This is a genomic window from Streptomyces sp. NPDC019224 (assembly GCF_040632605.1).
Taxonomy (GTDB): domain Bacteria; phylum Actinomycetota; class Actinomycetes; order Streptomycetales; family Streptomycetaceae; genus Streptomyces.
Window position 1 is genome coordinate 19,664 of sequence record NZ_JBEYCF010000041.1, and the last position, 13,014, is coordinate 32,677.

The following is a 13,014-nucleotide window of genomic DNA, read 5'->3' on the forward strand; positions in this document are numbered from 1 at the left end:
GGGGCTCACACGGAGGCGAGCAGGTCGCGCAGGGACGCGTCGAGGCCGCGTCGGGGCCGCCAGCCCAGCAGGCACCGGGCGAGGGTGATGTCGGCCTGCTGCCAGTCGGCGGCGGAGCGGACCGGGTCGGCGGGGGCCTGTTCGACGAGCCGGACGGTGAGGCCGCTCAGCTCGATCATCCGGTCCACCAGCCGCCGGGCGGCTACGGCCTCGCCGCGGGCCACGTTGAAGACCCGGCCCGCGGTCCCGGGCCTCGGCTCGGCCGCGGCGACGACGGCATCGGCGACATCCCGTACGTCGACGAAGTCCCGGCGGGCCCGCAGCGGGGCCAGCCGCAGCTCGCCGACGGGCCGGCGCCGCTCGGCCTGGCGGGCGAGGTGGGAGGCCACCTTCCCCGGCAGGCTCTGCTCCGGCGCGCCCGGGCCGCACGCGTTGGTGACCCGGACCACGACGGCGTCGAGGCCGTCGCGGGCCGCGGCCAGGACCTGCTCGGTGCCGCGGAGTTTGGTGCGGCCGTACGTGCCGACGGGGGCCGGCGCACGGTCCTCGGTGATCAAGGTGCCCTCGGGCACCGGGCCGTACTCGTGGACGCTGCCGAGCTGGACGAGGCGCGGAGCCGTCGGCAGGGCCGGCAGCACGCCGACGAGACGGCGCACGAACGTGTCGTTGAGCGCGCGCATCCGCTCCTCGTCGGCCTGCCACACGGTGCCCGCCGCGTTGACCACGACGTCGGGCCGGTGCGCCGCGAGGAACGCGGCGAGCTCTCCCGGACCGGCCGCGGTCAGGTCGAGGGCGGCGCGGCCGGGCGCGCCGCCGGGCGGTGCGCTGCGCGAGACGCGCAGCACCCGGTCGCCGGCCTCCTCGAAGGCGCCGGCGACGTGCCGGCCCAGGAAGCCGGTGGCGCCCAGGACCACGACCGAGCGGTTCACGTCCGGGCCGTCCGGGCCGTCCGGTCCTTGGCCGCCTTCCACCAGTACGGGTTGTCCTGGTACCAGGCGACGGTCTCGGCCAGGCCCCGGGCGAAGTCGACGCGCGGTGCGTAGCCCAGCTCGTCGCGGATCTTGGACTCGTCGAGCGAGTAGCGCAGGTCGTGCCCCTTGCGGTCGGCGACGTGCCGGACCTGCGACCAGTCCGCGTCGCACAGCCCCAGCAGGCGCTCGGTGATGTCCCGGTTGGTCTGCTCGTTGCCGCCGCCGACGTTGTACACCTCGCCGGCCCGGCCGCCGGCCAGGACCAGCTGGACGGCCCGGCAGTGGTCGTCGACGTGCAGCCATTCGCGGATGTTGCGGCCATCGCCGTACAGCGGCAGCGGGGTGCCCTCCAGCAGGTTGGTCACGAACAGCGGGATGAGCTTCTCGGGGTGCTGGTAGGGCCCGTAGTTGTTGGAGCAGCGGGTGATCGACAGGTCCAGGCCGTGGGTGCGCCAGTACGACCGGGCGATCAGGTCGGCGGACGCCTTGGACGCGGCGTAGGGCGAGTTGGGCCGCAGCGGCCACTGCTCGGTCCACGAGCCCTCGTCGATGGTGCCGTACACCTCGTCGGTGGAGACGTGCACGATCCGGGCGATGCCGGTGCGCAGGCAGGCCTCCAGGAGGGTCTGGGTGCCGCCCACGTTGGTGAGGACGAAGTCGGCGGCGGAGGCGACGGACCGGTCGACGTGCGACTCGGCCGCGAAGTGCACGACCGCGTCGTGTCCGGGCAGCAGGTCGAGCAGCAGGTCCAGGTCGCAGACGTCGCCCTGGACGAAGGTGAGCCGCTCGTGCGCGGCGGGCAGGTTGTCGCGGTTCCCGGCGTAGGTCATCTTGTCGAGGACGGTGACGTGGGCGTCCTCGTAGCCCGGGTAGCCGCCGTCGAGCAGGGTGCGTGTGTAGTGCGAGCCGATGAACCCGGCGCCGCCCGTGACCAGGATCTTCATGCCGCCACCTCGATCTGTGTGTGGTCGCCGACGACCAGCCGGTGATGGGAACTGCCCACGTCCGCGGGGCCGATGCTGGCCATCCGGCCGATGAGGGAGCCGTGCAGGCCCCGTACGTCGGTGACGGTGGCGCCGTCCAGGGCGATGGAGGAGGCCAGGTGGGTGCGGCGCAGCACGCAGTCGCGGCCCACGGAGGTGTACGGGCCGATGTGGCTGTGCTCGACGAGGGTGCCGGCCGCGATAACGGCCGGGCCCTCGATGCGCGAGCCGACGACGCGGGCGCCCTCCTCGACGACGACCGGCCCGATCAGGACGGAGGCCTCGTCGACGTCGCCGCGCACCGCCGGTACGAGGCTCTCCAGGAGCTTGCGGTTGCAGTCGAGGACGTCGTCGGCCCGGCCGGTGTCCTTCCAGTAGCCGTCGTACACGCTGGCCTTGACGTCGGTGCCGTGCTCGACGAGCCACTGAATCGCGTCGGTGATCTCCAGTTCGCCCCGGGCGCTCGGGGCGATCGAGGCGACCGCCTCGTGGATGGCGGGCGTGAAGAAGTACACGCCGATCAGGGCGAGGTCGCTGCGCGGCCGCTCGGGCTTCTCGACGAGCCGCTCCACGCGTCCGTCGGCGTCCAGCTCGGCGACGCCGAAGGCGCGCGGGTCGGCGACCTTGTGCACGACGATCTGGGCGGCGGGGCGCCGGCGGGTGAACTCGCGGGCGATGTCCGCGACGCCGTCGGGCAGCATGTTGTCGCCCAGGTACATCACGAAGTCGTCGTCGCCGAGGAACTCGCGGGCCAGCGTCACACAGTGCGCGAGGCCCAGCGGCAGGTCCTGGCGGATGTAGGTGACCTTCAGGCCGAGCCGGGAGCCGTCCCCGATCACCGCCTCGATCTGGGCGGCGCGGTCGCCGACGATGATGCCGACCTCGTCGACGCCCACCTCCCGCAGGTTGTCGAGGACGTGCTCGAGGACCGGCTTGTTGGCTATCGGGATGAGCTGTTTGGGCATGGAGTAGCTGAAGGGGCGCAGACGGGTCCCGGACCCGCCCGACAACACCAGTGCCTTCATGACAGTTGATCCTTTCGCCCCATGACGGGGGTTTGCCAGCTGCGGGCATCGCGGTGCCCGGACATGCGGTCGGGGCGGCGCCAGGCGGCGAGCGGGTGGTCGGGCCCGAGTGCCACGTCGTTCTCCTGGCCGCTGCCGCGCGTGGCGATCAGGGCCACGGTGATCGCGGCCAGTTCCTCCGGGGTGGGGGCTCCCTTCTCGACCCGGATGAGCTCGGCCGGTGCACAGGCGGGGACGGTCACGTGGGACTCCTTCACTGCGGGCGGGTTCACTGCGGCGGGTTGCCGTGCTTGCGCGAGGGCAGTTCGGCGTGCTTGGCGCGCAGCATCTCCAGCGAGCGGATCAGCACGGAGCGGGTCTCGCGCGGGTCGATGACGTCGTCGATCAGCCCGCGCTCGGCCGCGTAGTAGGGGTGCATGAGCTCGTCCTTGTACTCCTGGATGCGCTCGGCGCGCACGGCCTCCGGGTCGTCGGCGGCGTTGATCTCGCGCCGGAACACGACGTTGGCGGCGCCCTCGGCGCCCATCACGGCGATCTCGTTGGTGGGCCAGGCGAGCGCGAGGTCGGCGCCGATGGAGCGGGAGTCCATGACGATGTAGGCGCCGCCGTACGCCTTGCGGACGACGAGGGAGATGCGCGGCACGGTGGCGTTGCAGTAGGCGTACAGGAGTTTGGCGCCGCGCCGGATGACGCCGTTGTGCTCCTGGTCGACGCCGGGCAGGAAGCCGGGCACGTCGACGAGGGTGATCAGCGGGATGTTGAACGCGTCGCAGAACTGGACGAAGCGCGCGCCCTTCTCGGAGGCCTCGATGTCCAGGACGCCGGCCATGGCGGCGGGCTGGTTGGCGACGATGCCGACGACGTGCCCGTCGAGGCGGCTGAACGCGCACACGAGGTTGGGCGCCCAGGCCGGGTGCACCTCGAAGTACTCGCCGTCGTCGACGACCTCCTCGATGACCTTGCGCATGTCGTACGCCTGGCCGGGGTCGGCCGGGACCAGGTCGATCAGCGCCTCGTTGAGCCGGTCGGCCGGGTCGCTGGTGCGCTCCACCGGGGACAGTTCGCGGTTGTTGGCGGGCAGCAGCGACAGCAGGTAGCGCACGTCCTCGATGCAGTGCTCCTCGTCGTCGTACGCGAAGTGCGCGACGCCCGAGGTGCCGGCGTGCACGTCGGCGCCGCCCAGGCCGTTCTGGGTGATCTCCTCGCCGGTCACGGCCTTGACGACGTCGGGTCCGGTGATGAACATCTGCGAGGTCTCGCGGACCATGAAGACGAAGTCCGTGAGGGCGGGGCTGTAGGCGGCGCCGCCCGCGCACGGGCCGAGCATCACGCTGATCTGCGGGATGACGCCCGAGGCCTTGGTGTTGCGCTGGAAGATGCCGCCGTAGCCGGCGAGCGCGGTGACGCCCTCCTGGATGCGGGCGCCCGCGCCGTCGTTGAGGGAGACCAGGGGGGCTCCGGCGGCCTCGGCCAGGTCCATGATCTTGTGGATCTTCTGGGCGTGCGCCTCACCGAGCGCGCCGCCGAAGATGCGGAAGTCATGGGCGTAGACGAAGACGGTGCGGCCGTGGACGGTGCCCCAGCCGGTCACGACGCCGTCGCTGTGCGGCTTCCTGAACTCCAGGCCGAAGCCGGTGGCGCGGTGCCGGCGCAGGGTCTCGACCTCGTTGAACGAGCCCTTGTCGAGCAGGAGCTGGACGCGCTCGTGCGCGGTGAGCTTGCCCTTGGCGTGCTGGCGTTCGGTGGCGGCGGCGTCTCCGGCGCGCGCCGTCTCCTTGAGCTGCGTCAGCTCCTCGACCCGGGCCCGTATCGTCGTCTCGCTCGCGGACATGGTGTTCCCCACTCTCCTTGGTAAGAAGTCGGTGATCAGACGGCGGCCGGTGCCAACCGGTCCTGGGTGAGGCCGAGTTGGCGGGAGTTGGCGCCGGCGTGGACGCGGGCGCCGGGGTCGATCGAGCGGATCAGCCCGCCGAGCACGAGGCCGGGGCCGCTCTCGACGAACCGTTCGGCGCCCAGTGAGCGCAGCCGCAGCAAGGTCTCGCGCCAGCGCACCGGGCTGGTCAGCTGCCGGCGCAGGGCGTCGACGGCCTCGGCGGCGGTGGTGACGGGCCGCGCGGTGACACTCGAGACGACCGGGATGCGCGGGTCGCGGAAGTCGGTGTCGTCGAGCGCCTCGGCGAACTCCGCCTCGATCTCGCGCAGCAGGCTGGAGTGGAAGGGGCCGCCGGCCCGCAGCTCGGCCACACGCAGCGCCCCGGCCTGCCGGGCCCGCCGGGCGAAGTGGTCGAGCGCGCCGCGCCGGCCGACGACCACGGCCTGGTCCGGCGCGTTGTCGGCGCCGATCTCCAGCAGCTCGCCGGTGGCCTCGGCCGCTTCCTCGCACAGGTCGGCCACCTGGCCCCGGTCGAGGCCGACGACGGCGACCGAGCCGCCGGGCAGCCGGTCGTCGACGGTGGCGACGAGTTCGCCGCGCAGCCGGACGAGGGCCAGCGCGTCGGTCCAGCGCAGGGATCCCGCGGCGACCAGGGCGGCGTACTCCCCCAGGCTGTGGCCGGCGACCACCGTGGGCTCGATGCCGCGCGAGCGCAGCAGTTCCCAGGTGACCAGGCCCGTGACGAGGACGGCCGGCTGGGCGACGGCCGGGTCGGCGAGGTGCCGGGCGGGCCCGCTGCGGCACAGCCGCGCCAGCGGGATGCCGAGGTGCTGCTCGGCCACCCGGTGGTAGGCGGCGGCCAGTTCGGGCCGGGCGTCGAGCACGGCCTGGCCCATGCCGACGCGGGCGGAGCCCTGCCCGGGGAAGACAAATGCGGTACCGGTCATCCTGATCACTTCCTTGTCGTCGGTCAGCAGGCGAGGGCCGCAGCCGCGGCCTGTGGGTCCGGCGCGGTGGCCGACCGCAGCCACTCCTCGGCCAGCCACCGGACGTCGGCGCTCAGCAGCTCGGCCCGGTGCACGGCGAGGGCGGCGGCGTGGGTGGCGCCGCACGGAATGTCCAGCACGCTCCAGCCCGCCGGGTGCCGGGCGGCGTCCGCGCCGAGGTAGTCCTCGGCCGCGGAGCGGCTCAGGCCGGTGCCGATGCCCTTGAGGAAGGCCTCCTTGCGGGTCCAGATCCGTCCGAAGTCCTCGGCCCGCTCCGACGGGCTCTGCGCCGCGGCGAGTTCGGCCTGCTCGTCGGGGTGCAGGAAGCGGGCGCACACGTCGATCGTCGAGGGCCTCGGCAGCCTCTCCACGTCGACGCCGATCGGCACGCCGGCCACCCCCACCAGGGCGACGGCGCTGCTGTGCGACACGGAGAAGTGCAGCGGCAGCGGCGCCAGGTCGAGCGCGGGGCGGCCGTGACCTGCGCCGCAGCCGGGGCAGGTCTCCCGGGTGAAGCGCACGTCGCGCGGCGTGGTGCGCAGGTAGCGGGCGAGCAGCCGGCGCAGCGCGACATGGACGGTGGCGTAGAGCAGTCCGTCGGCGGGCCGCAGGAACGCGTCGGCGCGGGCGCGCTCGGAGTCGTCGAGTTCGGAGCGGTCGAGCAGGTGGGCGGTGTGGGCGCCGGGGCTGCGCATCAGCCACAGGTCGGCCTGCCCGTCGGTGAGCACGAAGTCCTCGTCCGCCTGGTGGGCGAGCAGCTGCGGCTCAAGGTCGCGTACGTTCACGTGGGGCGCGTTCATGCGGGCACCGGCGGCTCGTGACGGGGGTGCGCGGGCTGCGGGCCGAGCTGTCCGGCGAGGCACTCCACGAGTTCGGCCGCGCTGTTGGCGAGCAGCAGCATCTGGAGGTTGAGCCGCACGTTCAGCGCGCTCTCCATCCGGGCCTGGAGTTCGAGGCCGGCGATGGATCCGATGCCCAGGCAGCGCATGGGCCGGCCGACGGTGTCGACGAGGTGCGGGGCGAGGTCGATGAGGCGGCCGAGTTCCTGGCGGACGTATCCGTCGAGCAGTCTTCGGCGCTCGGCGTGGCCGGCCGCGGCGAGCGTGGCGCGGTCGGGCGCCGCGGTGGACGGGCACGTGCGGGTGGAGCGTGCCGTGCGGGTCACTGTCCCTTCCTTTCCGGTACGGCACGCGGGGGCACTAGGCCGCGCAGTGCGACGAGCAGGCCGAGCAGTCCCACGGCCGTGATCAGGTGCAGCACCGTGCGCTGTCCGGTGGGCAGCAGCGCGGCGCACAGGGCGGTCATGACGGCCGCCCCCAGTTGCACGGAGGTCTGGTAGAGGCCGCCGGCCGCGGCCTGGTCGGCGGGCGCCACGGAGCTGGTGGCCTGTACGTGGAAGGCGGTGAAGGCGAGTACGAACGCGGCGCCGACCAGCAGCAGCGTGGGCAGCACGTCGGTCCCGTAGGACGGCTGGGGGCCGTCGTGGCGGTAGAGGGCGTAGCCGAGCGGGGCCGCCGCGGCGCCGGCGGCGATCAGCCGGGGCGGGCCGAACCGGGCGACGATCCGTCCGGAGTACAGCGCGGTCAGCGCGAGGGGCGCGGCGGCCGGCAGGAAGGCGAGGCCCGTCTGCCACGGGCTGTATCCCGCGCGCTGCTGCAGTTGGAGGGTGAGCACGAGGAGGAGGCCGAGGTACGAGCCGTTGAGCGCGCCGGCGCCGAGTGCGGAGCGCAGCAGCGGGCCGTGGCGCAGCAGGTCGAGTCGTAACAGGGGTTCGCGGACGGTGAGTTCGAGGCGGACGAAGCCGAGGCCGAGCAGGGCCGCGCCCGTGAAGCACAGGAGTGTCGTGGGGTGGTGCCAGCCGTGCCGGCCGCCCGCGGCGAGGGCGGCCACCAGCAGCAGCATGGCGCCGGTCAGTGTGGCCGCTCCGGCGGCGTCGTAGCGGCGCGGCGCCTCGGCGGCCGGCGCGTCGCGCGGGATCAGGCGCAGTGCGGCGGCGAACAGCAGCAGGGCGGCGGGGGCGGGGAAGGCGGAGGTCCAGCGCCAGCCGGCCTCGGTGAGCGCCCCGGACAGCAGCAGTCCGGCCGAGAAGCCGCCGGCGCCGAAGAGGGAGTACACCGACAGCGCCCGTGATCTGGCGGGTCCTTCGGGGAACGTCGACGCGATGATGGCGAGCCCGGTGGGCGCGGTCAGCGCGGCGCAGAACCCCTTCACGAAGCGGGTCGCGAACAGCAGTGTGGCGCTGTCGGTGAGCGCGCCCGCCAGGGACGCGGCGGCGAACACCAGGAGCGCGGCGAGGTAGACGGGCCTGCGGCCGAGTATCGCCACGAGCCGGCCGCCGAACAGCAGCAGCCCGCCGAAGCCGACGGCGAACCCGGAGACCACCCACTGCAGTCGCGCCGCGGCCAGGCCGAGGTCCGCGCCCACACGGGGCAGCGCGACCAGGGCGGCGGACACCTCCAGGGCGTCGATGAGCATGTTGCCCGCGAGCACGAACAGCAGGCCCCATTGGGCGGGGCTCCACCGTGGGCCGGCCCGCTCGGGGCGCGTGGGTGTGGAGAGCGTCATGATCCCGTTCCGCAAGAGGTTCTGGAGGGGGGTGGGCCGGCCGCGTGCCGGGGGAAGTCCGCGGCCGGCCCGGAGGGCGGTACGGGCGCTGCCGTACCGGCTGGGGGGCTCGGCTCAGCCGAGCAGGGTGCCGCCCGTGGCGTCGACGAACGAGCCGGTGATCCAGCGCGCCTCGTCGGTGGCGAGGAAGGCCACGACGTCGGCGATGTCCTCGGGCTCGCCGACCCGGTTGAAGGCGGACAGCCGGGCCATCGCCTCGACCGCCTCGGGGATGCCGAAGACGGGGTTGCCGTTGCGGGTGATGCCGGGGGCCACCGAGTTGACGGTGATGCCGCGCGGTCCGAGCAACTTCGCGAAGTGCAGGGCGAGTTGGTCGACGGCACCCTTGGTCATCGCGTACGCGATCTCGTCCGGGTTCGCGAACCGGGTCAGCCCGGAGGTGATGTTGATGATGCGGCCGCCGTCGGGCATGTTGCGCAGCGCCCGCTGGATGAGGAAGAACGGGGCCTTGGCGTTGACCGCGAAGAGTTCGTCGAACTTCTCCGGGGTGGTGTCCTCCGCCTTGACGCCGCCCATCACGCCGGCGTTGTTGACCAGGATGTCCAGGTCGGTGGTGCCGGTGCGCTCCCGCAGCCCGTTCTCCAGACCGAGGAAGAGCTCGTGCACGTCGCCGGGCAAGCCCAGTTCGGCGCGGACGGTGAAGGCCCGGCCGCCGTCCTTCTCGATCAGGGTCACGACCTCGTCGGCGGCGTCCTTGTTCGCGGTGTAGTGGACGGCGACGAGCGCGCCCTCGGCCGCGAGCCGGATCGCCGTCGCGCGGCCCATGCCGCGGCTCGACCCGGTGACGAGCGCCGTCCTGCCGATGAGCCTTTCCATGTTCCCTCTCCTCTTCTCGGCCGCCGGCCCGGCGGCCGGCCTGGTCTTGGGCCTGGTCCTCGGCCCGGTCTTCGGCCTGGTGCCGGCCGCCGGGTCGCCGAACCAGCGGGTCAGTGCCTGTGTCGGGTCCGCACCCGGGGTGTCGCCCCATACGACGTAGCCGTCGGGGCGCACCAGCAGCGCGTCGGTGAACGGGGCCGTCTGCGCGGTCACCGTGCGCACCAGCGGCGCCCAGGGGGCGGCGGTCCTGCGCAGTTCCTCCTGGCGGGCCGCCGCCGCGGGGGCGATCAGCAGCAGGCCGCGCCCGCGGCGCAGCAGCTCGGCGGTGGTGACCTCGCCGTCGCCCGTGACCAGCCGCTCCCGCGGCAGCCGCCGGCCGAGCAGGGGGTGGCGGCCCGGGCCCACGTCGTAGCGGATGTCCAGGCCGGAGATCATTCCGGCCAGGTGGGTCCGTACGTTCTCGCTCTCGTCGATCAGCTCGGCGAACACCTCGCGGGTGGCGTCGACTTCGCCGGCGCCGAGCAGCAGCAGCGCCTGGGTCCTGATGTTGCTCAGCACCCGCCGGCCCACAGCGCGGCGTTCCGCGTCGTAGCTGTCGAGGAGTTCCTCGAACCCCCCGGACAGCACCTGCGCGGCCAGTTTCCAGCCGAGGTTGGCGGCGTCCTGGAGGCCCAGGTTGAGGGCCTGACCGCCGATCGGCATCTGCTGGTGCGCCGCGTCACCGGCGAGCAGGAGCCGGCCGTCGCGGTAGGTCCCGGCCTGCCGTGAGGCGTCGTCGAAGGAGTTCACCCACAGCGGGGTGCCGCCGCTGATGTCCTCCCCGGTGACGCGCTTCCAGGCGTCGACGACGTCCGCGAAGTCCGGCTGCGTGTCGCGCGGTGCCGCGCCGGACTCGTGCACCATCACCCGGGTCACTCCGTCGGGACGCCGGGCGGCGACGGCCATTCCTCCCGCGAGGCGCTGGAAGCGGCGGCCCGGGATGTCGATGCCGGCCACGTCCGCGCGCAGCAGTTCGCGCTGGGCGCCCGCGCCGGGGAAGGCGAAGCCGCCCAGTCGGCGTACGGCGCTGTTCTCGCCGTCGCAGCCGACGATGTACGCGGCCCGGAAGAACTCCGTCGTTCCTTCGGTGGTGCGTACTTCGGCCTCGGCGTACTCCCCGGTCACGGTCAGGCCGGTCACCTCGTGTCCGCGCCGGATGTCGGCGCCGAGGTCGGCCGCCCACTGTCCGAGCAGTTCCTCGATGCGGGTCTGCGGGACCTTCCACTGGCCCGGCCAGGGGCTGGGCAGTGTGAGGTCGAGCGGGATGCCGCCGAAGTGGCCCTTGGGTTCGCTCGGCAGGTCGCCGAGCTGCTCCAGCAGGCCCCGTGCGTCGAGGAGTTCCATGGTGCGGGCGTGCAGGGTGGACGCCCGCGACTCGGTGGTCGGCGCGGTGAGCCGTTCGAGGACCACCACGTCCGCGCCCGCGAGCCGGAGCTCACCGGCGAGGAACAGCCCGACCGGGCCCGCGCCGACCACGATCACCTGGGTTGCGGTGTGGTCCCCGGCCATGGTCAGGCCGCCTTGTCCGCGGCGAGGTTCTCCGCGTGGGCCTTGGCGTAGCCGAGCGTGGCGCGGCTGTTGGTGCTCAGCGCGGTGTGGACGTACTCCCGCGCGTCCGCGACCGTCGCGTCCTCGCCGAGGATCCTCGCGATGTTCGCGGTGTTGAGGGTGACGGTGTGCTGCGAGGAGGCGGCGACACCGCCGGCGTTCTCGGCGAACGTCCAGTAACCGGTGTGCAGCGTCATCAGCGCCGGCAGAGTCACCTGCTTGTACGCGATCCGTTCGTGCGGGAAGGCCACCCGGTACGACTTGGTGGTGTGCACCGAGCCGTCCTTGGCGCGGGTGTCCATCTCCAGCTCCTGCAGGCCCGGCGAGGGCTCCTCGAAGCGGACGGTGGCCACGTGGGCGAGCCGCTCGGGCCACAGCTGGGCCTCGTTGACGAAGTCGAAGACGTCCTTGGCCGACCCGTTGATCTGGACGGTGTCCTCGAAGGAGAACGTCAGGTCCTCGGCGGCGTGCGCGGCTTCGACGTTGGTCTTCAGGGCGGCCAGTTCCGAGCGCGAGTTGCGGTCGACGGCCTCGTCGATCCACTTCAGGGACGCGGGGTCGTCGTCGACGGCCCGGTAGTCGTGCAGCAGCCGCACGCGCGACTCGGCCGCGGAGACCGGCTCGATGATCCAGGTGCCGCCCATGGCGGCGACGGGCGGGGCGGAGACCTCCTGGCGGAAGGTGATCCGCAGCCGCTCGGGGTCCAGGGTGCGGCGCGACGTCCAGTTCTTGGCCTCGCCGTTGGCGGTGGCCCAGATACGGATGCGCTCCTGGGTCGCGGACCGCTCCACGTGGTCGACGTAGATCGTCGGCGGGAAGATCCGCGGCCAGTTCTGCACCTCGGCTATCAGCCGGTACACGGCGGCGGCGGGGGCCGAGACCGTGATCTCGTGCTCCACTTCGCGCAGGCCGGACTGCGACATGCTGGTGACTCCTTGGGTCGGAAGGCGGGGTGAGGATGTCCGGGTGGCTCAGAAGTTGCCGAGTCCGCCGCAGACGTTCAGGGCCTGCGCGGTGATGGAGGCGGCCGTGTCCGAGGCGAGGTAGCCGACCAGGCCCGCGACCTCCTCGGGCGTCGAGTAGCGGCCCAGCGGGATCTTCGACTGGAACTTGGTGAGGATCGCGTCCTCGGACGTGTCGTACGCGGCGGCGTAGCCCTGCCGCACGCGCTGTGCCATCGGCGTCTCGACGTAGCCGGGGCAGACCGCGTTGACGGTGATGCCGGTCGGCGCGAGCTCGTTGCCCAGCGCCTTGGTGAAGCCGACGACGCCGTGCTTGGAGGCCGAGTACGGGGCGCCGAGGACGACGCCCTGCTTGCCGGCGGTGGACGCGATGTTGATGATGCGGCCGCGGTCCTTGTGCCGCAGGCCGCCGGTGGTCAGCACCTCGCGGGTCAGGCGGAAGACCGAGTTGAGGTTGGTGTCGATGACGTCGTGCCACAGCTCGTCGTCGAGGTCGGCGGTGACGCCGCCGCCGGAGCGGCCCGCGTTGTTGACGAGGACGTCCACCGTGCCGAAGCGGTCGACGGCCGCCTGCACGAAGGCGCGGGCGTCGTCCGTGGAGCGCACGTCGAGGGTGGTGCCGTCGACGTCGAGGCCCTCGTCCTGGAGCTGCTTGACGGTCTCGGCGACGTTCTGCGCGCTGCGGGCGCCGATGAACACCTTGTGGTTCTGGGTGGCCAGCAGTCGGGCGACGGCGAGGCCGATCCCGCTGGTGGCGCCGGTGACGAGGGCGACCCGCTGGTCCTGCTGCGACATGGCTTGCTACTCCAAACGAAGTGACCGAAGAAGCTGGGAAAGGGGAGGGGAGGTGGCCGCCCGCCGGGACGCCGCGCGCCGGCGCCGCGCCCCGGCGGGGGCGGCGGCGGGCTCAGGCGGCGTCGGCCAGCGCCCCGAGGTAGCCGTTGATCGCGGCCACGAGCGCGCGCGGGGTGCGGTTGTCGGCGAATATGTCGTCGTCGAGGGAGATCCCGTACTCGCGCTCGATGCGGCCGCCGGTCTCCAGGAGGGCGAGGGACTCGTAGCCGAGCTCCTCGAAGTCGGTGTCGAGGATGTCGCCGTCGAGGTCCACGCCCTCGTCGGCGCCGGCGCCCTCCAGCAGGATGTGCTTGAGGTCCTCAAGGGTGAATTCCTGAGCGGACATGGTGTT

Annotated in this window: 13 protein-coding genes; all 13 read right to left on the reverse strand. The window is 73.0% G+C overall.

All coding sequences use genetic code 11. The features are described from left to right. Positions 1-5 precede the first annotated feature (5 nt). On the reverse strand, positions 6-929 hold the full coding sequence (locus ABZ564_RS23625; protein WP_360859864.1) for an NAD-dependent epimerase/dehydratase: 924 nt from the start codon (positions 927-929) through the stop codon (positions 6-8). Beyond that, positions 926-1,915, reverse strand: a complete 990-nt coding sequence (gene rfbB, locus ABZ564_RS23630; protein WP_360859867.1) for a dTDP-glucose 4,6-dehydratase — start codon at positions 1,913-1,915, stop codon at positions 926-928. Before rfbB ends, ABZ564_RS23625 begins: the two co-directional genes overlap by 4 nt. Continuing rightward, positions 1,912-2,979, reverse strand: a complete 1,068-nt coding sequence (locus ABZ564_RS23635; RefSeq protein ID WP_360859870.1) for a glucose-1-phosphate thymidylyltransferase — start codon at positions 2,977-2,979, stop codon at positions 1,912-1,914. The genes rfbB and ABZ564_RS23635 overlap by 4 nt, the downstream gene beginning before the upstream one ends. Beyond that, on the reverse strand, positions 2,976-3,221 hold the full coding sequence (locus ABZ564_RS23640) for an acyl-CoA carboxylase subunit epsilon (RefSeq protein ID WP_360859873.1): 246 nt from the start codon (positions 3,219-3,221) through the stop codon (positions 2,976-2,978). Before ABZ564_RS23640 ends, ABZ564_RS23635 begins: the two co-directional genes overlap by 4 nt. Before the next feature lie 26 nt (positions 3,222-3,247). Further along, on the reverse strand, positions 3,248-4,810 hold the full coding sequence (locus ABZ564_RS23645) for an acyl-CoA carboxylase subunit beta (RefSeq protein ID WP_360859876.1): 1,563 nt from the start codon (positions 4,808-4,810) through the stop codon (positions 3,248-3,250). Between the two features lie 35 nt (positions 4,811-4,845). Then, entirely contained in the window at positions 4,846-5,799 is a 954-nt protein-coding gene (locus tag ABZ564_RS23650) for an ACP S-malonyltransferase (protein WP_360859879.1), read from the reverse strand. A gap of 23 nt (positions 5,800-5,822) precedes the next feature. Continuing rightward, on the reverse strand, positions 5,823-6,638 hold the full coding sequence (locus tag ABZ564_RS23655) for a 4'-phosphopantetheinyl transferase superfamily protein (protein WP_360859882.1): 816 nt from the start codon (positions 6,636-6,638) through the stop codon (positions 5,823-5,825). Then, positions 6,635-7,003 carry an acyl carrier protein gene (locus tag ABZ564_RS23660; RefSeq protein WP_360859885.1) on the reverse strand — a complete coding sequence of 123 codons (369 nt, stop codon included), beginning with the start codon at positions 7,001-7,003 and terminating at the stop codon, positions 6,635-6,637. The genes ABZ564_RS23655 and ABZ564_RS23660 overlap by 4 nt, the downstream gene beginning before the upstream one ends. Further along, positions 7,000-8,403 (reverse strand): MFS transporter, encoded by a 1,404-nt coding sequence (locus ABZ564_RS23665; protein ID WP_360859888.1) that lies wholly within the window; start codon positions 8,401-8,403, stop codon positions 7,000-7,002. Before ABZ564_RS23665 ends, ABZ564_RS23660 begins: the two co-directional genes overlap by 4 nt. A 114-nt stretch (positions 8,404-8,517) precedes the next feature. Beyond that, a complete protein-coding gene (locus ABZ564_RS23670; RefSeq protein ID WP_360859891.1) occupies positions 8,518-10,827 on the reverse strand; it encodes an SDR family oxidoreductase in 2,310 nt (769 codons plus the stop codon). Between the two features lie 2 nt (positions 10,828-10,829). After that, on the reverse strand, positions 10,830-11,789 hold the full coding sequence (locus ABZ564_RS23675; RefSeq protein ID WP_360859894.1) for an aromatase/cyclase: 960 nt from the start codon (positions 11,787-11,789) through the stop codon (positions 10,830-10,832). Positions 11,790-11,837: 48 nt separating this feature from the next. Beyond that, the gene (gene fabG, locus ABZ564_RS23680; RefSeq protein ID WP_360859897.1) at positions 11,838-12,623 is read right to left on the reverse strand and encodes a 3-oxoacyl-ACP reductase FabG; all 786 of its coding nucleotides are present in this window, start codon (positions 12,621-12,623) and stop codon (positions 11,838-11,840) included. A gap of 112 nt (positions 12,624-12,735) precedes the next feature. Further along, on the reverse strand, positions 12,736-13,008 hold the full coding sequence (locus ABZ564_RS23685) for an acyl carrier protein (protein WP_360859900.1): 273 nt from the start codon (positions 13,006-13,008) through the stop codon (positions 12,736-12,738). Positions 13,009-13,014: the final 6 nt, after the last annotated feature.

What these genes read in the sequence shown, in the direction of transcription:
- ABZ564_RS23665 (WP_360859888.1), bottom strand. Translation starts at nt 8,403, where the DNA reads ATGACGCTCTCCACACCCACGCGCCCCGAGCGGGCCGGCCCACGGTGG.
- ABZ564_RS23650 (WP_360859879.1), bottom strand. Translation starts at nt 5,799, where the DNA reads ATGACCGGTACCGCATTTGTCTTCCCCGGGCAGGGCTCCGCCCGCGTC.
- rfbB (WP_360859867.1), bottom strand. Translation starts at nt 1,915, where the DNA reads ATGAAGATCCTGGTCACGGGCGGCGCCGGGTTCATCGGCTCGCACTAC.
- ABZ564_RS23675 (WP_360859894.1), bottom strand. Translation starts at nt 11,789, where the DNA reads ATGTCGCAGTCCGGCCTGCGCGAAGTGGAGCACGAGATCACGGTCTCG.
- ABZ564_RS23685 (WP_360859900.1), bottom strand. Translation starts at nt 13,008, where the DNA reads ATGTCCGCTCAGGAATTCACCCTTGAGGACCTCAAGCACATCCTGCTG.
- ABZ564_RS23670 (WP_360859891.1), bottom strand. Translation starts at nt 10,827, where the DNA reads ATGGCCGGGGACCACACCGCAACCCAGGTGATCGTGGTCGGCGCGGGC.
- ABZ564_RS23645 (WP_360859876.1), bottom strand. Translation starts at nt 4,810, where the DNA reads ATGTCCGCGAGCGAGACGACGATACGGGCCCGGGTCGAGGAGCTGACG.
- ABZ564_RS23655 (WP_360859882.1), bottom strand. Translation starts at nt 6,638, where the DNA reads ATGAACGCGCCCCACGTGAACGTACGCGACCTTGAGCCGCAGCTGCTC.
- fabG (WP_360859897.1), bottom strand. Translation starts at nt 12,623, where the DNA reads ATGTCGCAGCAGGACCAGCGGGTCGCCCTCGTCACCGGCGCCACCAGC.
- ABZ564_RS23635 (WP_360859870.1), bottom strand. Translation starts at nt 2,979, where the DNA reads ATGAAGGCACTGGTGTTGTCGGGCGGGTCCGGGACCCGTCTGCGCCCC.